This is a genomic window from Kitasatospora sp. NPDC018058 (assembly GCF_044327205.1).
In the GTDB taxonomy this organism is placed as follows: domain Bacteria; phylum Actinomycetota; class Actinomycetes; order Streptomycetales; family Streptomycetaceae; genus Kitasatospora.
Genome location: NZ_JBIRFA010000007.1, coordinates 1 through 18,684, shown reverse-complemented (window position 1 = coordinate 18,684; position 18,684 = coordinate 1). Strand labels below are relative to the sequence as shown.

The 18,684-nt window shown below is 73.6% G+C and carries 21 protein-coding genes; 9 read left to right on the top strand and 12 right to left on the bottom strand.

Annotated features, from left to right (window positions below; all coding sequences use genetic code 11):
* Nucleotides 1–126: 126 nt before the first annotated feature.
* Nucleotides 127–942, bottom strand: a complete 816-nt coding sequence (locus ACH4E7_RS11610) for an ABC transporter ATP-binding protein (protein ID WP_396248843.1) — start codon at nucleotides 940–942, stop codon at nucleotides 127–129.
* 209 nt (nucleotides 943–1,151) lie between these two features.
* Between ACH4E7_RS11610 and ACH4E7_RS11605 the strand changes: the two genes are divergently transcribed.
* Nucleotides 1,152–3,287, top strand: coding sequence for an amino acid adenylation domain-containing protein (locus tag ACH4E7_RS11605; RefSeq protein ID WP_396248842.1), 2,136 nt, complete (start codon nucleotides 1,152–1,154; stop codon nucleotides 3,285–3,287).
* 25 nt (nucleotides 3,288–3,312) lie between these two features.
* On the opposite strand, the gene ACH4E7_RS11600 is transcribed toward ACH4E7_RS11605, so the two are convergent.
* Both ACH4E7_RS11600 and ACH4E7_RS11595 read right to left on the bottom strand, forming a co-directional pair.
* Complete coding sequence (locus tag ACH4E7_RS11600) at nucleotides 3,313–4,641, bottom strand: hypothetical protein (RefSeq protein ID WP_396248841.1); 1,329 nt, start codon at nucleotides 4,639–4,641, stop codon at nucleotides 3,313–3,315.
* A 25-nt stretch (nucleotides 4,642–4,666) separates the two neighbouring features.
* A complete protein-coding gene (locus tag ACH4E7_RS11595; RefSeq protein ID WP_396248840.1) occupies nucleotides 4,667–5,068 on the bottom strand; it encodes a GNAT family N-acetyltransferase in 402 nt (133 codons plus the stop codon).
* A gap of 158 nt (nucleotides 5,069–5,226) precedes the next feature.
* On the opposite strand from ACH4E7_RS11595, the gene ACH4E7_RS11590 reads away from it, so the two are divergent.
* Nucleotides 5,227–6,819 (top strand): M4 family metallopeptidase, encoded by a 1,593-nt coding sequence (locus ACH4E7_RS11590; protein ID WP_396248839.1) that lies wholly within the window; start codon nucleotides 5,227–5,229, stop codon nucleotides 6,817–6,819.
* A 10-nt stretch (nucleotides 6,820–6,829) separates the two neighbouring features.
* Here the strand turns inward: ACH4E7_RS11590 and ACH4E7_RS11585 are convergent, their stop codons facing one another.
* Together ACH4E7_RS11585 and ACH4E7_RS11580 are read right to left on the bottom strand one after the other, a co-directional pair.
* A complete protein-coding gene (locus ACH4E7_RS11585) occupies nucleotides 6,830–7,873 on the bottom strand; it encodes a hypothetical protein (protein WP_396248838.1) in 1,044 nt (347 codons plus the stop codon).
* Between the two features lie 86 nt (nucleotides 7,874–7,959).
* Entirely contained in the window at nucleotides 7,960–9,021 is a 1,062-nt protein-coding gene (locus tag ACH4E7_RS11580; protein ID WP_396249107.1) for an ArsR family transcriptional regulator, read from the bottom strand.
* 73 nt (nucleotides 9,022–9,094) lie between these two features.
* On the opposite strand from ACH4E7_RS11580, the gene ACH4E7_RS11575 reads away from it, so the two are divergent.
* Together ACH4E7_RS11575 and ACH4E7_RS11570 are read left to right on the top strand one after the other, a co-directional pair.
* On the top strand, nucleotides 9,095–10,003 hold the full coding sequence (locus ACH4E7_RS11575) for an oxidoreductase (RefSeq protein WP_396248837.1): 909 nt from the start codon (nucleotides 9,095–9,097) through the stop codon (nucleotides 10,001–10,003).
* A 66-nt stretch (nucleotides 10,004–10,069) separates the two neighbouring features.
* A complete protein-coding gene (locus tag ACH4E7_RS11570; RefSeq protein ID WP_396248836.1) occupies nucleotides 10,070–10,696 on the top strand; it encodes a histidine phosphatase family protein in 627 nt (208 codons plus the stop codon).
* Nucleotides 10,697–10,797: 101 nt separating this feature from the next.
* Here the strand turns inward: ACH4E7_RS11570 and ACH4E7_RS11565 are convergent, their stop codons facing one another.
* Nucleotides 10,798–11,271 carry a nuclear transport factor 2 family protein gene (locus ACH4E7_RS11565; protein WP_396248835.1) on the bottom strand — a complete coding sequence of 158 codons (474 nt, stop codon included), beginning with the start codon at nucleotides 11,269–11,271 and terminating at the stop codon, nucleotides 10,798–10,800.
* A gap of 162 nt (nucleotides 11,272–11,433) precedes the next feature.
* Between ACH4E7_RS11565 and ACH4E7_RS11560 the strand changes: the two genes are divergently transcribed.
* Together ACH4E7_RS11560 and ACH4E7_RS11555 are read left to right on the top strand one after the other, a co-directional pair.
* Nucleotides 11,434–12,033: an ArsR/SmtB family transcription factor gene (locus tag ACH4E7_RS11560; RefSeq protein WP_396248834.1), complete on the top strand. Its 600-nt coding sequence runs from the start codon at nucleotides 11,434–11,436 to the stop codon at nucleotides 12,031–12,033.
* Nucleotides 12,030–13,349: an MFS transporter gene (locus tag ACH4E7_RS11555; protein ID WP_396248833.1), complete on the top strand. Its 1,320-nt coding sequence runs from the start codon at nucleotides 12,030–12,032 to the stop codon at nucleotides 13,347–13,349. Before ACH4E7_RS11560 ends, ACH4E7_RS11555 begins: the two co-directional genes overlap by 4 nt.
* A 69-nt stretch (nucleotides 13,350–13,418) precedes the next feature.
* Here ACH4E7_RS11555 and ACH4E7_RS11550 read toward each other — a convergent pair whose 3' ends face one another.
* Genes ACH4E7_RS11550 through ACH4E7_RS11540 form a run of 3 tightly spaced genes read right to left on the bottom strand, consistent with a single transcriptional unit; the run spans nucleotide 13,419 to nucleotide 14,811 of the window.
* On the bottom strand, nucleotides 13,419–14,024 hold the full coding sequence (locus ACH4E7_RS11550; protein WP_396248832.1) for a class I SAM-dependent methyltransferase: 606 nt from the start codon (nucleotides 14,022–14,024) through the stop codon (nucleotides 13,419–13,421).
* A gap of 22 nt (nucleotides 14,025–14,046) precedes the next feature.
* Nucleotides 14,047–14,541 (bottom strand): hypothetical protein, encoded by a 495-nt coding sequence (locus ACH4E7_RS11545; RefSeq protein WP_396248831.1) that lies wholly within the window; start codon nucleotides 14,539–14,541, stop codon nucleotides 14,047–14,049.
* Between the two features lie 39 nt (nucleotides 14,542–14,580).
* Nucleotides 14,581–14,811 (bottom strand): hypothetical protein, encoded by a 231-nt coding sequence (locus ACH4E7_RS11540; protein ID WP_396248830.1) that lies wholly within the window; start codon nucleotides 14,809–14,811, stop codon nucleotides 14,581–14,583.
* 128 nt (nucleotides 14,812–14,939) lie between these two features.
* Between ACH4E7_RS11540 and ACH4E7_RS11535 the strand changes: the two genes are divergently transcribed.
* The gene (locus tag ACH4E7_RS11535) at nucleotides 14,940–15,575 is read left to right on the top strand and encodes a hypothetical protein (protein ID WP_396248829.1); all 636 of its coding nucleotides are present in this window, start codon (nucleotides 14,940–14,942) and stop codon (nucleotides 15,573–15,575) included.
* A 605-nt stretch (nucleotides 15,576–16,180) separates the two neighbouring features.
* Here ACH4E7_RS11535 and ACH4E7_RS11530 read toward each other — a convergent pair.
* Nucleotides 16,181–16,738, bottom strand: coding sequence for a GNAT family N-acetyltransferase (locus ACH4E7_RS11530; protein ID WP_396248828.1), 558 nt, complete (start codon nucleotides 16,736–16,738; stop codon nucleotides 16,181–16,183).
* Between the two features lie 252 nt (nucleotides 16,739–16,990).
* Here ACH4E7_RS11530 and ACH4E7_RS11525 point away from each other — a divergent pair, with 252 nt between their 5' ends.
* A complete protein-coding gene (locus ACH4E7_RS11525) occupies nucleotides 16,991–17,404 on the top strand; it encodes a GH25 family lysozyme (RefSeq protein ID WP_396248827.1) in 414 nt (137 codons plus the stop codon).
* Between the two features lie 81 nt (nucleotides 17,405–17,485).
* Nucleotides 17,486–17,728: a hypothetical protein gene (locus ACH4E7_RS11520; protein WP_396248826.1), complete on the top strand. Its 243-nt coding sequence runs from the start codon at nucleotides 17,486–17,488 to the stop codon at nucleotides 17,726–17,728.
* An 8-nt stretch (nucleotides 17,729–17,736) separates the two neighbouring features.
* Here ACH4E7_RS11520 and ACH4E7_RS11515 read toward each other — a convergent pair whose 3' ends face one another.
* Both ACH4E7_RS11515 and ACH4E7_RS11510 read right to left on the bottom strand, forming a co-directional pair.
* Entirely contained in the window at nucleotides 17,737–18,186 is a 450-nt protein-coding gene (locus tag ACH4E7_RS11515) for a hypothetical protein (RefSeq protein ID WP_396248825.1), read from the bottom strand.
* Nucleotides 18,183–18,684: transposase (locus ACH4E7_RS11510; RefSeq protein ID WP_396248824.1), on the bottom strand; the 502-nt coding region annotated here is incomplete at its 5' end. The genes ACH4E7_RS11515 and ACH4E7_RS11510, both read right to left, overlap by 4 nt.

Sequence of the window (18,684 nt, the reverse complement as noted above, 5' to 3'; positions counted from 1 at the left end):
GCATACCTTACGTAAGAACCCTTTACCGTCGATACCCACCCCCCTCGAACCCGGCTCGAACCGCCGACCCGGCCGTTGCCTCCCAGGCACGCGAGGGGTCGCGAGGGGGTCGCGAGGGGGTCGCGACTACCGCCCGGGCGCGCGGCGGGCGGCGGCGCGGGCCGTCCAGCGGCCCTCGTGACGGGAGATCCGGATCGGGTGGCCGAAGGTCTCGCTGATCAGCCCGGTGGTCATCACCTCGGCCACCGGCCCGGCCGCGACGCACTCGCCCGCGCGCAGCAGCAGGGCGTGGGTGGTGCTCTCCGGCAGCTCCTCCAGGTGGTGGGTGACCAGCACACTGGCCAGCTCGGGGTGCTGGTGGCGCAGCAGGTCCAGGCTGTCCAACAGCAGCTCGCGGGCGGTCAGGTCCAGCCCGGTGGCGGGTTCGTCGAGCAGCAGCAGGCGGGGGCTGGGCATCAGCGCGCGGGCGATCAGGGCCCGGCCGCGCTCGCCCTGGGAGAGGGTGGTCCACGGGGCGTCGGCCATCGCGACCATGCCGAGCGTCTCGATCAACTGCTCGGCCCGCTCCACCACCTCGGGGGCGGGCTTGCGGTGCCACTCCGGCTCGATGGTGTTGGCGTGACCGGTGAGCACCACCTCGCGCACGGTCAGCGGCGAGCGCAGCGGGTGGCGCGGGTTGACGTGCCCGAGATGGGCGCGCAGCTCCCGGATGTCCACCCGCCCGAGCCGGCGGCCGAGCACGTCCACCGTGCCCCGGGTGGGGTGGGAGACCGCGCCGAGCAGGGCGAGCAGGGTGGACTTGCCCGCGCCGTTGGGGCCGAGCAGTGCCCAGTGCTCGCCGGGCTGGATCTCCAGGGTGATCCCGCGCAGCAGGTGGCGGCCGTCGCGCACGACGTCCACGCCGTGGGTGCGCAGCAGCGGGCCGTCGAAGGGCGCGTCCATGGTGCGGATCTCCGATCACGATGCCGGTTCAGGGGGCGGAGCGGGGGCGCCGCACCGGACCGGCCGGCGCCGACCGTCCGTGTGCACCGTACAACCGCCGGCCGGGGCGGGCCCCGGACGTCCGAGGGGTGGACTTGCCAGAACCCTGTTGCCCGACGGGAGTTGGGAGGAGGATTGTGCCTTTCCGAGGGGGACGAGGGGGAGGATCGATGACTGCGGACTCGATGACCACGGACGGGGAACCCGCGGCCACGACGGTGCACGAGCTGGTCGAGCGGCAGGCCCGCCGGGCGCCGGTGGCGGTGGCGGTGCGCTGCGGCGACAGCGAGCTGACGTACGGGGAGCTGGACGCGCGGGCGGACCGGCTGGCCGCCCACCTGGCGGCGCGCGGGCTCGCCCCGGGCGGACGGGCGGCGGTCGCGCTGGGCCGGGGCACCGAGGTGTACGTCGCACTGCTGGCGGTGCTCAAAACCGGCGCGGCGTTCGTGCCGCTGGAGCCGACCGCGCCGGACGCGCTGCTGCGGCACGTGCTGAGCGACGCGGCGCCCGACCTGGTGGTGACCGAGGAGCGCCACCGGGTGCGGCTGACGGACGCGGGCGGGGCGCAGCTGGTCTGCGTCGACGAACCGGCCTTGCCGCAGTGGGAGTTCGTTCGGCCCGAGATCTCCCCGGGCGACGTCGCCTGCGTCTTCTACACCTCCGGCTCCACCGGCCTGCCCACCGGCGCGCTGGTCGAGCACCGCAACCTGCTGGCCGCGTACGAGGGTTGGCGCGAGGTGTACGACCTCGTGCCCGAGGACCGGATCCTGCAGACGGCGAGCCTGGAGTTCGACGTCTTCACCGCCGACTGGGTCCGCGCGCTGGGCACCGGCGCGACCCTGGTGGTCACCCCGTTCAACCTGACCCTGGACCGCACCGCCGACCTGGCCGCCCTGCCCGCCCTGGTGGCGGAGGAGCGGATCACGGTCATGGAGCTGAACGTCCGCACCGCGCGCCGCCTCACCGCCCTGCTGACCGCGACCGGCGGCTCGCTGCCCGGGGTGCGGCTGCTCACCGTCGGCGCCGAGAAGTGGTACCTGGACGAGCAGTTGGGCCTGCAACGCCTGCTCGGCGAGGGGACGCGGGTGCTGAACGTCTACGGTCTGGCGGAGGCCACCGTCGACAGCACGTACTTCGAGGTGCGCGGCGCGGCCGCCGCCGAGGGCGCCGAGCGGGTCTCCCTGGTCGGCCGCCCCTTCCCCGGCATCCGGGTGTACGTCCTGGGGCCGCACGCCACCCCGGTGGCGCCCGGGCAGGTCGGCGAGATCGCGATCGCGGGGAGCGGCCTGAGCCGCGGCTACCTCAACCGGCCGGTGGACACCGCCCGCCGCTTCGTCCGGGCGGACTTCGACCCGGACGGGCGGGTGCTGCTCACCGGCGACCTCGGGCTGCTCCGGGCGGACGGCGTACTGGAGTTCGTCGGGCGGGCGTCGACGGTGGTCGGGTCGCTCGGCGCGGAGCGGGCGACCTCGGTGACCATCCGGGTCGAGGCGGCGGCCCGCGCGGAGGGCGCGCTGCGCGCGCACCCGGCGGTGCACGAGGCGGCCGTGGTCGAGGTGGAGCCGCTGCCCGGGCAGCGGGTACTGGTCGGCTACGCCGTGCCCGGGCAGGGGGCGCCGGAGGCGGAGGGGGTGGACGGCTGGTCGCTCACCCAGTACCTGCTCGCGGAACTCGCCGGCCACCCCGCACCCACCGCGGTCGTTCCCGTCCCCGAACTGCCGCGCACCCGGGCCGGAAAGCTGGACCGCGCCGCGCTGCCGCTGCCCGCCCCACCGGAGCACACCACCCCGCGCTCCGCCAAGGCGGGCGGCCGGAGCGGCGGCAAGGGCGGCGGCAAGGGCGGCGGCAAGGCCGGGGGCGGACGCGCCGGGGACTCGCGCTTCGTGAACGGCTGCGGGGTGCTCTTCTGCGTCCTGGTGTTCGCCAGTGCGGCCTGGGGGATGAGCTTTGCGCTCTTTCCCGGCTCGACCGACGTCACCGGCGTCCCCACGCCGTACAACGCCCTGTTCGAGCTGCTCTACCTGTGCGAGAACCTCGCGGTCGGCGCCGGGGTCGTCTACCTCGCCATCGGCTTCGAGGCCGTCCTGCGACTGGGCAGGCCGTACCGGTTGTCCGTGCTGACCCATCTGTCGATCACCTGGCTGCTGGTCAACTGGTGGCCGCAGGACAACCTCTACCGGCTCACCAGAGCCACCGACTGGCCGCGCGAGGCGGCGATGGTGTTCGCGTTCAACGTGCCGCTGATGCTGGCGGCGCTGGTGGTGATCCGCTTCGTCCTCTGGCGTCCGCCGGTCGGGAAGGGGTGACGGCGCCCCGAGGGGTGGCGGCGCTTCATCGGAGCGCCTCGAACATCTCCGCCAGCCCGTGGTTCGCGGCGGCGACCAGCGCCTCGGCCGCGTCCAGCGCCTCGGCGTCCGGCCCAGCGAGGGCGAGGCCGACGACGGGCTCGGGCTCGTGGCAGGCCGTCGGGATCAGCGGCAGCAGGGTGACGCCGAGCCGGGCGCAGCGCGGCCGCAGCCGCTCCAGGTGGTCGTGCAGCGCCGCCGGGGCGAGCCGGGCGCCGAGCGGCATCCCGTCCAGGGTGCGCACCAGGTGGCCCGGCCCGCGCACCGCGTCGAGGCGGGCGGCCAGCACGAAGGCGACAGCGGGGCCGGTGAGCCGCAGGTTGATCTCGGTGGGGGCGAGCCGGCGCTGCCGGTCGGTGACGAAGTCGACGTCGTACCAGCCGCGGTAGCCCTCGGCGGCCAGCCGCTCCCCCACCGCGACGGCGAACCGGTGGGCCGTCCCGGCGGCGGCCCTCGGCAGCACGCCGGGGCCGACGGTGACGCCCTGGTAGCGAGTGCCGGCCACCTCCATGACGCCCGCGCCGACCGGGTGGACGGTGCCGTCCGGGCCGACCACGGCGTCGTAGGTGAGGTCGCGCAGCCGGGCGGCCGGGCCCGCGTCCACGTACTGCTCCAGCAGCAACTCGCCCTGGGGTGGCAGGAGTTCAGCGCGCACCAGGCGGCGCAGCAGCGCGCCTCCGCCGCCGGCGGCGAACAGTTCGGCGGGCTCGACCACGATCGTGCCGTATCCGCCGACGCCGTGCGGGCTCTTCACGACGGTGGTCAGGCCCCGGGCGGCGCGGGCGGTCAGCCGACGGGCGGCGCGGCGGCGGCCGTCCGGGCGCTCCTGTGCCGGAACGACGATCCCGGGGTGCTCGGGCGCGAGGGCCGCGAAGAGCTCGTGCGCGGCGGCCTTGGACTCGTACCGACGGACGGCGGCCAGTTCGGGCCCGTCCTCGTCCGCCGCGGTGCGGCCCCACCGGACCACCGGGAGGCCGGAGTCCGCGATCCGCGCGGCCAGTGCGGGCCGGTCGGCGAGCGCCTCGGCCATCGTCCGGCCGACGGCCACACCGCTGTGCACCTCGACCTGCCCCCAGGCCAACTCCCGGGCCAGCCAGTCGGTCCACTGCCGGTCGACCTCGGCGGGCAGCACCAGCAGCGCCGGTTCCGGGCTGTAGCAGGCGGCCAGGCAGGCGTAGTGGTGGGCCTGCCGCAGCCGCCGGGCGCGCTGCGCTCCGTCCATGCCCGGGGCGAAGAACTGTGCGTTGAAGTCCGCGACGTTGCCGACGTGAACCGCCGCCCGCCCGCCGGTCCAGGCCCCCACCCATCCGTCCATGGAGGCAGAGCCTAGGCCTCGGCGGTCACAGCGCCAACAGCCCCGCGTCGGTGGGCTTCAAGCCGCACGCGTCGAGGTAGAAGGCGCGCAGGTGCGGCTCGTAGTCGACGTGCAGCCAGGCGCAGCCGGCCGCGCGGGCGCCGTCGGCGGCCTCGGCGACCAGGCGGGTGGCGATGCCCTGTCGGCGGGCCCGCGGTGAGACGACGGTGTCGAGCAGGAAGGCATGGACGCCGCCGTCCCAGGCGAGGTTGACGAAACCGACCAGGGCAGCGTCGGCTGCGCGGCGGGCGGTGACCCAGCCGAGGCTGTGCCGCTCCAGCCGGGCGAGCCGGCCGCCGGGTTGGGCGGGGTGGCCGAAGCCCTCCGCGTGCAGGGTGTCGAGTTCGGGGTCGGTGAAGGCGCCGCGCCACTCGTAGTCGATCGTCACGACGGCACTATAGAGCGCTTGTTAACTTTCGATCATTTTTGACCATCCAAGGACACAACTTGGCAAAGTTATGACCATTCCTCTAGCTGGACCTGACTGATCGCCGTCAATCTCTGACCCAGCTCCTATCCCTGCAGCTAACCCCCACTGGAGTCAGAGTGACCCCCACGTCCTCCTTCCGCCGTGCCCGCGTGGCCGGAGCCATCGCGATCGTCGCCGCCCTCGCCGGCGCGACCGTCCCCGCCGCCACGGCCTCCGCCGCGCCCGACCCGCGCGAGGCCGCGATAGCCCAGGCCCGCGCCAACGTCACCCACAACGCCGGGGTGTTCGGCTTCGGCGCGGGCCAGGACCTCGTGCTCAAGGACGTCGTGCTCGACCCCGACGGCGCCTCCCACGTCCGCTTCGACCGCACCTACCAGGGCCTGCCGGTGGTCGGCGGCGACCTGGTCGTCCACCAGGACGCCCGCGGCCGGCTCAAGGACTCCTCCCGCGCGGCCGCCCACGAAGCCGCCGTCAAGTCCACCACCCCCAAGGTCCCCGCCCAGTCCGGCGCTGCGAACGCGCTCGCCGAAGCCCCCGGCGTCAAGGACGCCACCAGCACGCCCGAGCTCGTCGTCTGGGCCGCCGACGGGACCCCGCGCCTGGCCTGGCGGACCGTCGTCGAGGGCACCGGCGACCACGGTCAGCCGGCCGGAAAGGTGGTCGTCACCGACGCCACCACCGGCGAGCAGATCGAGTCCTACGACGCCGAGCACCAGGCCTCCGGCACCGGGAACTCGGAGTACACCGGCACGATCACCATCGACACCACCCCGGTCAGCGGCGGCTACACCCTGACCGACCCGGTCCGCGGCCACGTCACCAAGGACGCCCACAACCTCTCCGCCAGCTCGGTCAAGGCCTCCTCGGGCACCGCGTTCACCAGCGCCACCAATGTGTGGGGCGACGGGAAGAAGTTCTCCACCGACCGCTCCACCGCGGCCGTCGACGCCCACGCCAACACCGCCTGGACGTACGACTACTACAAGAACACCTTCGGCCGGAACGGCATCAAGAACGACGGCAAGGGCGCCACCGTCTTCGTCCACGTCGGCACCAACTGGGACAACGCCCAGTGGTCCGACGCCTGCTTCTGCATGATGACCGGCGACGGCAACGGCAGCACCGACCCCGAGCAGGTCGACCTCGACACCATGGGCCACGAGATGACCCACGGCGTGACCAGCGCCACCGCCAACCTGCGCTACAGCGGCGAGTCGGGCGGCCTCAACGAGTCCACCAGCGACATCTTCGGCACCATGGTCGAGTGGTACGCCAACAACAAGGTCGACACCCCCGACTACCTGTTCAGCGACCAGTCCACCCCGCCGTGGCTGCGCCGCTTCGACAAGCCCTCGCTGGACGGCAGCTCGGCCGACTGCTGGAGCAGCTCGGTGGGCAGGCTGAACGTGCACAACTCCTCGGGCGTCGGCAACCACTGGTTCTACCTGGCCAGTGAGGGCAGCGGCACCAAGACCATCAACGGCTTCACCTACAACAGCCCGACCTGCAACAACTCCACGGTCACCGGCATCGGCAACCAGAAGGTCGCCAAGATCTGGTACCGCGCGCTGACCGTCTACATGACGTCCACGACCACCTACAAGGGGGCCCGCGCCGCCTCGCTCAACGCCGCCCGCGACCTGTACGGCGCCGGCAGCACCGAGTACAACGCCGTCGCGGCGGCCTGGAGCGGCGTCAACGTCAACTGACGTTCGCGGATCAGCTGTCGAACCCGACGTGGACGTGGTCGTGGTGGGTGTCGTCGGTGAAGAACTGGCTGCCGACGCCCGCGATCGCCACCGGCCCGCCCACGTTGTAGGAACCGGCGGCCGCCGCGTCCCGCATGAGGGACTCGACCAGCTGCCGGGACGTGGCCGGGTCCACCACCGCCCGGCCGTCGATCCGCCAGACGTCGAAGGCCCGGCCCAGCGGATGGTCGCTGGGCCGGGTCGTCCCGAAGACGTCCAGCGGGTGTCCGCTGCGCACCACGCTCACCGACAGCGTGTACGGGCCGGCCAGCCGCAGCATCGCCTCCAGCACGCTGTCGTGGACCGCGCCGCTGCGCAGGTCGGCCGCGGCCGCGGGCGGCAGCTCGATCCTCGGCTCGGCCAGCACCCGCGCCACCGCCGGGGCCGGCGAGGCGGCCGCCGGACCCGGCTCCCCCGGGTGCAGCGCGGTGACGGCCCAGCGCGGCTCGGCCCGGCTCAGCCGTACATCCACGGTGGTGCCGCCCTCGGCCACCGAGCCGTCGGAGGCCCTGGTCCACTGACGGCAGACCACCAGCACGCTCGCCGAGTCGGCCAGGATCCCGCCGTACTGGGCGGTGATCACCTCCAGGGTCGCCTCGGCCGCCGCCGGGGCGAGCGGCCCGGCCTGGTCCGCCAGCCCGGGCGGCAGGCCCAGCGCCGCCACCCGGGCCCGGGCCGCCTCCGCGCCCTGCCCGCCGGGCGGCCAGGCCCCGAGCGCGGCGACCAGCTCGACGGCGCGGCGCTTGACGTCGGGCTGGATCTCGCCGGGGCCGGGCTGCCAGAGCGGGGGGTTGGGCAGCGGGCTCGCGGTTGACGTCGGCGTCCCGGACGCGCTCGGCGTGTGCGTTTCGGTCGACGCGGCATGCGTTTCGGTCGACGCGGCACCCGAACTCGTGGCCGATGTCCGGGGGTTACCCCCGCTCGAACACGCCGCCAGACCCAGCACCACCGCCGCCGCACCCGCCCGCAGCAATTCGCGTCGGCCCGCGCCCCGGCCGTCGTCTCCGCTCGCCATGCGGTCAGTATGCGACCGGCGGCCCCGCCGGGGGCGCAGGCAGCCGGTCGGTGATGATGCCGTCCACACCGGCGGCCACCGGGTGCTCAGCCTTCCGGAGTCGGGGGAGCCAGCGGCGCCAACAGCGCCTCCGCCGAGGCCGTCCGGGCGTACAGCACCCAGCGCCCGGCCCGGTGGGCACTCACCAGACGCGCGTCGCGCAGCGCCGCCAGGTACTGCGAGACGGCCGAGGGCGACAGGCCCGTGCGCCGGGCCAGCTCGGTGGTCGAGGCCGGGGCGGCCAGCTCGGACAGCAGCAGGGCGCGGGAGCGGCCGAGCACCCCCGCCAGCGCCTCGGTGCCGGGCATCGGCGCGGCGGCCGCCCAGAGGCCGCCGATCCCGCGCGCCGGGTAGGCGAGCTGCGGCGGGTCCGACGGAGCTGACGGATGCTGTGGGTGTGACGGGTCCGGCGAGCCTGACAGGTCCAGCCGACCGATCCGGGTGTACAGGCCCGGACCGGTGAAGGCCGACGGGATCAGCAGCAGGCCCGCCCCCGCCGTCCGACGCGGCAGCGGGCGGGTGCGGTGGCGCAGCCGCAGGGTGTCCTCCGTCCAGCACAGCTCCGCGTGCAGGTCGTTCAGCACCCGTGCGGCGCCGTGCTCGGCGGCCTGTCGGGCCCGGTGCAGCACATCCGCGTCCAGCACGGCCCGGGTCCTCGCCCAGTACGGCGCGAGCGCCAGCTCCCAGTACGCCTCGACCGCCTCGGTCAGCCGGGCCAGCCCGGCCGCCGGATCCGCGTGCAGCGCCCGCAGCCGGGGCCCGAGCCGGCCCTGCTCCTCCGCCAGCCGGTCGAGGTCGCGCCGCACCTGCCCCACCGGGGTGGCCCGGATCGCGGCGAGCTCCTCGGCCAGGGTGGGCGCGGGCCCGGCCGGAGCCGGGTTGACGAAGTCGGGTACATAGCCGGCCGGCGGCACCAGTTCGGCGAGCAGCCCGTACGCCGGGCCGAGCGCCGCCAGCCGGGGCCGCACCTGCTCCGCCCACGGCCGGTGGACGGCGTGCGGGAGGCCGGAGCGCAGCAGACGCAGGCTCGGGCCGACCTCCCACATCGGCGAGACCGCGAACCGCATCCGCGCCAGGTCCCCCGCCGTGAACAGCAGCTCGGCCGCCAACACCCACCCCCGTGGATTCGCACATTCTCGAATCAGTGGCGATCAGGCTAGTGCAGTCACGATCATGACGGGCATGACTTCCAACACCACTGTGACCGCCACCGTCTCCGGCACCTGGACCCTCGGCGACCGCGCCGTCCACCGGATCGGTTTCGGCTCGATGCGCCTGCCGCAGACCGGCCCGGCGCTCACGCCCGACGCCGTACCGCGCGACCGCGAGCAGGCCCTGCGAGTGCTGCGCCGCGCCGTCGAACTGGGCGTCAACCACATCGACACCGCCGCCTTCTACTTCTCCCCGCTGCGCTCCGCCAACGAGCTGATCAACCGGGCACTCGCGCCGTACTCCGACGACCTGGTGATCGCCACCAAGGTCGGCCCCGCCCGCGGCGTCGACGGCCGATGGACCGAACACGCCCGCACCCCCGAACGGCTGCGCGCCCAGGTCGAACAGAACCTGCGCCAACTCGGCCGCGACCACCTCGACCTGGTCAACCTGCGCATCCTCGGCACCGACTCGGTCGCCGAACGCTTCGGCGCCCTCGCCGAGTTGCGCCGGGAAGGACTGATCCGCCACCTCGGCCTGTCCAACATCCACCCGCACCAACTCACCGAGGCCCAGGCCATCGCCCCCGTGGTCTGCGTCCAGAACCCGTACGGCATCGGCGCCCCGGCCGAGCAGGACGAGCTGCTGCGACTCTGCGGCGACCAGGGCATCGCCTTCGTCCCCTTCTACGCCATCGCCGGCGCCGGTCGGCAGGACGGCGCCGGCGAGACCGAGGCCGCCCAGGTCCAGGCGGTCGCCCGGGCCCGTGGGATCAGCACCGCCCAGGTCCGGATCGCCTGGACCCTGCACCGCGGCCCGCACGTCCTCGCCATCCCCGGCACCGGCGACGTGGCCCACCTCGAGGACAACATCGCCGCCGGCGCCCTCCGACTGACCGCCGAGGAACTCGCCCTGCTGGACCAGGCTCACACCGGCTGACCGGAACCGTCACCGCCCCGCCTGCGTCGCTCCGTCACATCACCCTTCCGTGAGGAGCCCCGCAGCATGGCCGACACCGCCACCCGCTACCTCTACCTCGCCCGCCACGGCGAGGCCGCCACGGAGGACAGCGGCCTCACCGCCGCCGGCCGCCGCCAGGCCGTCCTCCTCGGCCGCCGGCTCGCCGACCGGCCCATCACCGCGGTGCACCACGGCCCGCTGCCCCGGGCCGCGCAGACCGCACGGCTGATCGGCGAGCAACTGGGCGGCGGGGTGGCGGTGTCGGCCTGCGCGGAGGCGGGGGACTACGTTCCGCACCTGCCGCCGCGCGGCGAACTGCCCGAGGACAGCGCCGAGTTCCTGCTGCGCTTCCTCGCCGACACCACGGCGGAGGAGGCCGCGGACGGCCAGGACCTGGCTCGCCGGGCCGTTGCCCGCTTCACCGGCCCGGTGGCGGGAACGGAGGAGCGCCACGAACTGGTCGTCACCCACGCCTTCCTGGTCGCCTGGCTGATCCGCCACACCCTCGACGCCCCCACCTGGCGCTGGCTCAGCGTCAACGCGGCCAATGCCGCCCTGACCGTCCTCCGCTTCGCCCCCGGCCGCCCGGCCTCGGTCCTGCTGCTCAACGACCAGGGCCACCTGCCGGAGGAGCTGCGCTGGACGGGCTTCCCGCCCGAACTGCGGATCTGAGGGCCCGAGGATCGGAGAGTCCAAGAGTCGGAGGGGCGTCGACCAAGACCCGTGCGTCCGCCGCCGCCCCAGCACCGTCCAGTACGGGCCCCAGCGGGCACCTACCCCTGCGCGGCGGCCTGGAGCAGATGGCGGCTCAGATCGCCGACCAGGTTGACGCGGACCCGCCGCTTCACGAAGCGCCACCGCCCGTCACGGCGCTCGAAGCGGTCGTGGTACCGACCGCCGGCGATGACTTGCAGCGGCAGCTCGGGCAGCGCCTGCAACACGGTGACGTACGAGCGCGAGACCGCGGTTCCCGCCCGTTCGTCAACCTCGATCGCGACATTGGTGACGACGTGCTGGGTGCGTGGCGTGCCGTCGGCGTAGACGATCAGCGTCTCCCGGAACATCCGCTCGATCGCCTCCCGCCCGCTCACCGGCTCGGCGCTGCCCGTGAAGGTGGCATCGGCGAGAAGGTCGCCGAGCCCCGCGAAATCCCCGTCGTCCACGAGCTCGGCGTACCGCGCGATCAGGTTCTCAATGGCCCGATGGCTCGACGCGGGGTCGAGGGGAGGGCGGGTCGATGCGGTCATGGGCTCCCCCAACGAGATGTGTGAGCTGAAAGGCCTTCAGTTTCCCTGAACCCATGGAGCTCCCGGGTCTCCAGGGGCCCGCGCGGCTCGACCGTCCGGCGCCGACATCGGGCCATGTGTGAGAGTTGACTCTCACACATTATGAGAGAACACTCTCACAACATGGAGCACGGGAATCGCCTGGGCGATATCGAGATCACCGACCCGAAGGCCATGCGAGCGTTGGCGCATCCGGTACGGCTTGCGATCCTCGAGCGTCTGCAACGGCGCGGGCCGGCGACGGCGACGCAGTTGTCACCGGATGTCGGAGCCACCCCGTCCGTGACCAGCTGGCATCTGCGCCACCTGGCGGGCTTCGGGCTGGTCCGCGACGCCCGGGCTGGAACGGATCGCCGGGAGCGGCGGTGGGAGGCTGTGGCACGGGGTTTCCGATTCGAGATGCCGGAGGACGAGGAGGGCCAGTCCGCCGCACGGGTGCTGTCCCGGGAGATGTTCGCCCGCTCCGCCGGCCTGCCGCACCGGTGGGTGACCGAGACCGAACCCGGACTCGATCAGGTGTGGCGCAGGCACGCGGGGCTGGCGAACACCCGCGTGGTGGTGTCCCCCGAGGAACTCGCGGCCATCGAGGACGCGATCGAAAGCGTCCTCGCGCCCTATGTGACGCGCGACCCGGCGCAGCGGCCGAGCGGCAGCCGTGGCGTCCGGCTGCTGCGCTACGTCCTGCCGGAGGCCGCCGAGGAGCAGGCGGGTGACACGGCATGAACTCCCCACAGGACACGGCCTCCTCCATATCGCTGTGGCGGGATCGGCGCTTCGTCCGCTTCTGGGCCGGACAGTCGGTGTCGCAGTTCGGCGACCGGATCTCCGAACTGGCGTTACCCCTGATCGCCGTGGCGGCGCTGAACGCCTCGGCCGGCCAGGTCGCATGGCTGACCGCGCTTGCCTGGGCCCCGAGTCTCCTCGCCATCGTGCTGGGCGCCTGGGTCGACCAGCGCGTCCACAAGCGTCGCCTGATGATCCTCGCCGATCTGATCCGCGCGTGCGTGCTGCTCACCGTGCCCGCCGCGTACCTGTCGGGCAGCGTGACGCTTCTCCAGTTGTATGCCGTGGCGCTGCTGACCGGCGCCGCGGCGGTGCTGTTCAACACCGCCTATCCGCCCTTCTTCGCCCACCTCGTGCCACGCTCGTCCTACGTCGACGCGAACAGCAAGCTCAGCGCCAGCCGATCCGCTTCCTTCGTCGTCGGCCCTGCCGTGGGCGGTGCCCTCGTCCAGGTCCTGACCGCGCCCGTCGCCGTGATCGCCGATGCCCTATCCTTCCTGGCCTCGGCCGCTCTGGTCGGGCCGATCCGGGTCGACGAACCAGCCATCGCCGCCGGGGAGACGGCAGGGCCCTCGCTGCTGCGCCGGGCCACCGAGGGGCTGGTCTTCGTCGTTCGTCACCCGGTACTACGGGCGAGCCTCGGCTGCGCGACGACCCTCAACTTCTTCACCTTCGTGTCAAGCAGCGGCTTGACCGTTCTGTTCGCCGTCCAGGTGCTCGGCCTTTCCGCAGGGGCCGTCGGGCTGGCATTCGGCATCGGATCGACCGGAGCTCTCGCGGGCGCGGTGATAGCCCCGAAGATCTCACGATGGATCGGCGTGGGACGCAGCATCGCGGCCGGCGCCGTACTGTTCCCGGCTCCCATCGCGATCGCCGCCACCGCGAGCGGTCCCACATGGGCCCGCGCAGGGGCCCTGGGTCTGGCGCAGTTCCTCGCCGGAATCGGCGTGATGCTGTTCGATGTCAACCTCAACTCCCTTCAGGCCGCGGTGATACCCGACGGCATGCGCAGTCGCGTGGCCGGCGCGTACAGCACGGTGAACTACGGCATACGCCCCATCGGCGCCATCGTCGGAGGCACGCTCGCCACCTTCGTCGGACTCAGGACCACCCTGATCACGTCCGCCGTCGGAGGAGCGCTGTCGCTGCTCTGGCTGCTCCCCTCACCGATACCGCGCATCCGCTCCCTGGATCCGGACGATCCGCTCGCCGCCGACGGCGGCACCAAGGCGGACAGCCGACCGGTGGCTCGATGACACACAGGTGAGGCTTCCGGCCGATGGCTCAGCGGGCCGTCGTTCGCGCTCCGGGCCTGGACGGCGGGACTACCGCCCCCGCTCGAAGACCAGCTCCGTCCACCGAACGCCCTCGCGTCCGTGCAGGTCCGGGCGCCCTCCCCGGTGCAGCAGGTGCAGGCCGCGCGCCGCCGCGAGGGCGATGGTGTGCTCGGGCGGCAGGTCGAACATGCGACGCCCGGGCGGGACGGGCCCGTGGCGGAGGGTGAGGGCGAGACGGCCGCCAGGGGCCAGCAGGCGGGCCAGGGCGTCCATCCCGGGCGGGCATTCGGCCGGCGCGAGGTGCATCCAGACGGCGGTGAGCAGCACGAGGTCGTAGTGCCCGCCTTCAGCGCCCAGCACGGGGAGTGTGGGCAGCGCGTCCGCCACCCACCGCACGCCGGACCCGGCGTGCAACCGCTCCCCCACGGCCCGTAGTTCGGGCGTCGGCTCGGCCGCCACCACCCGGTGGCCGAGGGCGGCGAGGGCGGCTGCGTCACGTCCGGTGCCCGCGCCGATGTCGAGGACGGCGGCGGGCGGGGCCGGGTAGAGGTGCAGCAGCGAGCGGTGGACCTCGGCGAAGGTCACACCCTCGTACTGGACGGCGAGTCGCTCCGCCGCCTCGCCGTACCCGGCCGTGCTCGCCGGCCTGGTCATGTGTCCACCTCACCGTGCTCGCTCATTCGGCCTCCCGGACGACCACCGCGTCGCCGGCCGCCGCCGCGCCCGCGAAGAAGTCCCGCAGTTCGCGCAGGTCGCCGACCACCCGGGCCGCCCAGGACTCGGACCAGGGCGTCGGGTAGTCGAGCTCCGCGACCGTACGGGCGAGCACGGTGTCCTGCTGGCGCACGAGTTCGCCGAGCGCCGAGTCGCGCAGGAACAGGAAGGCGGCCGCGACCTGCTCGGGGCGCAGCACCGGCATGTCGGTGCCGGATTCCCGGCGCGTGCCGCCGTAGACGGGCAGCCGGGCGGTCGGGTCGGGGTGCAGGCCGTTCTCGGTGAGCGCGAGTTCCATCAGGACGGCCGTCTGCCGGACGCCGAGGGCGAGTCCGGCGGCGGCCAGCCGGTCGTACCGCTCGTCGCGGTGGCGGGGCACCAGCTCGCCGAGTTGCTCCGGCGAGCAGGTGTCCACGGCCTGCCCGGGCAGGCGGCGCCAGAAGTGATCCACGCTCACCCGGAAAGCGTAGCGAACGGGGGCTCGGTGATCACTGGCTCAGGCCTCGCCAGGGTGCCAGGCCGGCCATTCCCAGGGGCGGTCGGCCCAGTGCACCTTCACCGGATCGCGCGGGTCGAGGCCGGGGAAGAGCTGGTGGATGCGGGGTTCGAACTCCTCGGGGGCGAGCGGCTCCCAGCCGTGGCCCTCGAAGTGGACGAGGCGGTAGCGGCTGTCGGTCCGGAACTCGGCTATCTCGACCAGGGGTGCGGTCGTGCTGTTGGTCTCCATGACCCCCAGCATGTGGCGCGGTGGCAATCAGCGCCCCTTCAGACCCCTCTTCCGGGTCATGTCCCGGCGTCGGCGCGCTCGTTGAGCACGGAAAGGTACGGCGGGGGGAACGCTGGAAGGACGAGGACATGACTGGGCAGCCCACCGGAGAGCAATGGCAGTGGCCGTCGAACGCCTGGCAGCCGCCTCCGGTCCCCGCTCCTCCCCCGCCGGGCGCGCCCTTCGCGCCCGTGCCGGAGCCGCTGCCGCGCCGTTCCCGGAAGGTGTGGGCGGCCGCGGCGGGCGGGACGCTCGCGGTGCTGGCCGCCGTCCTGGTGATGTGCGGGCCGGGCTCGGACGACGACGTCCGCGCGGTGGCCCTGCCGGGTGCCTCGCCCTCCACCGCCACCCCGTCGGGCCTGCCGCCGGTCTCCCCGCCGGCCGCGACGCCCGCGCCGGCGCCCTCGCTCTCGCTCTCGCCCTCACCGCTGCCCTCGCCCGGCCCGGAGATCGCCCGGCTGGGCGGCACGAGCGGGCCGACGGCCCAGACGGCGGCCCAGGCTGCGGCCCCGGAGGCGTCCGACGCCCAGCGCCCCACGGCCGGCGCCCACCCGAAGCCCGGCCACACCCCGCGCCCGAGCCCCTCCGCCCGCCCCGGCCCGCCGCCCCCTGGCGCCTCGGTCCCCACCTTCGGCCCGGGCACCATGTGTGACCAGGCCGAACGCATCGGCCGCTGGCCCGCCGGCTCCGAACAGGCCCGTCTCTGCCACAGCATCTACGGCTGAGCACCCCGGCCCCTGAGCGGGGTGCCGTGACCGGCCACGGGTCGGGCCGCCGGAGCCCGCGACCCGGCGACCCGGCGACCCGGCGACCCGGCGACCCGGCGACCCGGCGACCCGGCCGAATCACGGCGCGCCCGGCAGCCCCTTGTCCAGCCGCGGTGCCAGCACCTGCGCCAGGGTGTCCGTGATGCGCCCGGTGTCCCGGTGCAGCACCACGCCCTCCAGGACCGCCGGACAGCTCGGCCCGCTGCCCGAGCAGCGCGCCGGCGGTACCGAGCACGGGAAGGCGCGCGGCCGCCCCCGGGAACGGCGTGTCGCGGCCGTACAGGAGGACCGGCGCGAGCACGGCCGCCAGCCCCGCCCATCCGAGCAGCCGCAGCGCCCGGACGGCGGGACGCCCCGGCGTGCGCGCCGCCAGCGCGCCGCCCGGCAGCGCGGCAGGCGCCCCTGCCGCGAACTCCCAGAGTCGGCTGCCGGTGGAGAAGTGGGCGAGCGGCGCCGAGGTGGCCGTCCGGCGCAGGCATATCCGACCATCAAACGATCACCGAATGAGCCCCTTCCCGGACTCCTCCCCGACCGCCCTCCACCCCTTCCTCGCCCGACCGCCCTCAGACCGTCTTCAGTTCCTTGGTCAACTGCTCGAAGCGGAGGTCCGGCCGGAGCGGGATGCCGAAGCGCTCGTCCCCGTACGGGAACGGGCTGTAGACGCCGGTGCGGCGGAATCCGCGCCGCTCGTACCAGGCGATCAGCTCGCTACGCTGCTCGACCACCTTCATCTCCAGCAGCCCGACGCCCCACTCCTCCCGGGCCACCCGCTCCGCCTCGGCCAACACCACCCGGCCGATCCCGCCGCCCTGCAGGGTGGGGCGCACCGAGAACATGCCGAAGTAGGCGCGGTCCGCGCGCCGCTCCAGCTGGCAGCAGGCGACCAGTTCGCCGTCGCGCTCGACCAGCAGCACCACGCCGCCCGGGTCCTGGACCGCCGCGGTGACGCCCTCGGGGTCGGTGCGCTGCCCTTCCAGCAGGTCCGCCTCGGTGGTCCAGCCGGCCTTGCTGGCCTCGCCCCGGTAGGCGGACTCGACCAGCTCGACCAGCGTCGGGACGTCGGCAACGGTCGCGACACGGAAGACGGGTTCCCCGACGGGGCCCGTAACGGTCTCGGACATGGCGGTTCCTCTCCACGGAAAAGTCGACTTCCCGGGCATGGTGCCACAGCACCCTCGACACACGGACCGGGCCCCCGCGCCGGGCAATGGCGCCCCGCGCCATGTGACACGGGTTCAGGATGGGGTCGCGGACACCTGGCGTCCCTGGCGGGTACATGGCTACCCTGCTCCCCGACCGGACCAACCGCCGGTCGCACCAGGCCCGTTGGGCCACCGCGCCGCGGGCCGTCCACCGGAACCAGAGGAGTGTCCATGCCCCGCTCTTCCCGCTCCGCCCGCCCCACCGGTACCAGCAGATCCGCCGTACACCGCAGGCTGCCCCTGGCGGCCGCGCTGGCCGCCGTGACCGCCCTGGTCTCCGGCGTCGCCACGCCCGCCCACGCGGCCGACCCCGCCCCTCTTGCCCCTGTCGTCGAGGGCCGTACGGCCTTCCACCCCGACCGCGACTTCGCCGGCTCCACCGTCGCCGCCCACGAGGGCCGCTCCGGCACCGCGCCCCTCGCCTCGCTCGCCGTCACCCAGACCCCGGGGCTGGACGTCGCCAGCTACCAGGGCAACGTCGACTGGTCCTCGGCGGCCGCCAACGGCGCCCAGTTCGCCAACATCAAGGCCACCGAGGGCAGCAGCTACACCAACCCGTACGTCGCCCAGATATCACGAGTTTGACGTTTCTGCCCAGCTCAGGGGCGTGATCGACCATCCGGGGTCAGCAAAAGGTCAGCAAGACTCCCGGAGGTTCCGACCACCATGGCGACCACAGGCCTCACCCGCGGCATGGGTAGCTTCTTCAAGGAGTGTGAGCACCCCGAGTCCCGCTGGAGCAAGTGCCCGCACGAGTACAAGATCAGGTACCGCAACGCGGCGGGGCGACAGACGGAGGAGTCCGGCTTCGCCACTCAGGACAAGGCCAAGACCCGTCTCGCCGAGGTCTACCACGCGCGGAAGAACTCCCCGCAGAGCCAGCGCAAGGCCGAGCGCATCCAGAAATAGAGCAATAGTCAAGAGTTGTGGGTGAGGCCCTCCGACTCGGCTGCGGTGATCTCGGCTGCTGCGAGCCGGGCTTCTTCGCGCACCTCTGGGTCGGGGTGGTGGAGGAAGGGCTCGATCAGCGGCCGGGCCTGCGAGGCGTGGGTGGCGCCGAGGATGTAGAGGGCATGTTCGAGGAGTTCGCGCCCCATCGTCGGCATGGCGGCGGTCAGTGGTTCGACCAGGCTCAGGGGCAGGCGGTGGTGGTTGAACGCCTCGCTGATCGAGTTCAGGGCGGACTCGCGCACCCTGGTCACCGGTTCATTGATGGCCAGGCTGACCAGCTGTCCGACAACCAGGCAGGCCGAGTCCGCGTCGAGTGCGGTGCCGCGCAGGAGGTCCCCCAGGGCGTCGGCGGCGACGTCCCGGCGGTCCGGATCGCGGCCCGTCAGCGCTTCAAGTGCCGCAATCATGGCGTTCATGCCGCCACCTCGGACCGCTCGACCAGGACGCCATTCTCGAAGCGTGCGCCGGCGCGGACCAGGGGCACCAGGTGGGCGCCGGTGATCGCGCGCCATCGTGCCTGGGCGGACTCGACGAGCTTGAACACCATGGCCAGGGCCGCGGCCGGGCTGCCCGCGCCGCGGGTGACCTTGGTGCGGAGCTTGACGGTGGAGAAGGTCGACTCGATGGGGTTCGTGGTCCGCAGGTGGATCCAGTGCTCGGCCGGGAAGTCGTAGAACGCGAGCAGTTCGTCCCGATCCTCGGTGATCTTCGCGACGGCCTTCGGGAACTTGGCGCCGTAGGTCTTCGCGAACGCCTCGATCGCCTTCTCGGCGTGGCCGCGGTCCTCCGCGTTGTAGATCTCCTGCATCGCCTTCGTCGCCCCGGGCTGTGCGGACTTGGGCAGGCAGTTCGTGACGTTGCGGGCCTTGTGGACCCAGCACCTTTGATGACGTGCGGCCGGGAACACCTCGGCA

Bases quoted from the DNA above. Each gene is read 5' to 3' on its own strand.
- ACH4E7_RS11555 (WP_396248833.1), top strand. From the start codon at position 12,030: ATGAACTCCCCACAGGACACGGCCTCCTCCATATCGCTGTGGCGGGAT.
- ACH4E7_RS11585 (WP_396248838.1), bottom strand. From the start codon at position 7,873: ATGGCGAGCGGAGACGACGGCCGGGGCGCGGGCCGACGCGAATTGCTG.
- ACH4E7_RS11550 (WP_396248832.1), bottom strand. From the start codon at position 14,024: ATGACCAGGCCGGCGAGCACGGCCGGGTACGGCGAGGCGGCGGAGCGA.
- ACH4E7_RS11520 (WP_396248826.1), top strand. From the start codon at position 17,486: ATGGCGACCACAGGCCTCACCCGCGGCATGGGTAGCTTCTTCAAGGAG.
- ACH4E7_RS11515 (WP_396248825.1), bottom strand. From the start codon at position 18,186: ATGAACGCCATGATTGCGGCACTTGAAGCGCTGACGGGCCGCGATCCG.
- ACH4E7_RS11600 (WP_396248841.1), bottom strand. From the start codon at position 4,641: ATGGACGGATGGGTGGGGGCCTGGACCGGCGGGCGGGCGGCGGTTCAC.
- ACH4E7_RS11605 (WP_396248842.1), top strand. From the start codon at position 1,152: ATGACTGCGGACTCGATGACCACGGACGGGGAACCCGCGGCCACGACG.
- ACH4E7_RS11530 (WP_396248828.1), bottom strand. From the start codon at position 16,738: ATGTCCGAGACCGTTACGGGCCCCGTCGGGGAACCCGTCTTCCGTGTC.
- ACH4E7_RS11535 (WP_396248829.1), top strand. From the start codon at position 14,940: ATGACTGGGCAGCCCACCGGAGAGCAATGGCAGTGGCCGTCGAACGCC.
- ACH4E7_RS11610 (WP_396248843.1), bottom strand. From the start codon at position 942: ATGGACGCGCCCTTCGACGGCCCGCTGCTGCGCACCCACGGCGTGGAC.
- ACH4E7_RS11525 (WP_396248827.1), top strand. From the start codon at position 16,991: ATGCCCCGCTCTTCCCGCTCCGCCCGCCCCACCGGTACCAGCAGATCC.
- ACH4E7_RS11540 (WP_396248830.1), bottom strand. From the start codon at position 14,811: ATGGAGACCAACAGCACGACCGCACCCCTGGTCGAGATAGCCGAGTTC.
- ACH4E7_RS11560 (WP_396248834.1), top strand. From the start codon at position 11,434: ATGGAGCACGGGAATCGCCTGGGCGATATCGAGATCACCGACCCGAAG.
- ACH4E7_RS11565 (WP_396248835.1), bottom strand. From the start codon at position 11,271: ATGACCGCATCGACCCGCCCTCCCCTCGACCCCGCGTCGAGCCATCGG.
- ACH4E7_RS11575 (WP_396248837.1), top strand. From the start codon at position 9,095: ATGACTTCCAACACCACTGTGACCGCCACCGTCTCCGGCACCTGGACC.
- ACH4E7_RS11570 (WP_396248836.1), top strand. From the start codon at position 10,070: ATGGCCGACACCGCCACCCGCTACCTCTACCTCGCCCGCCACGGCGAG.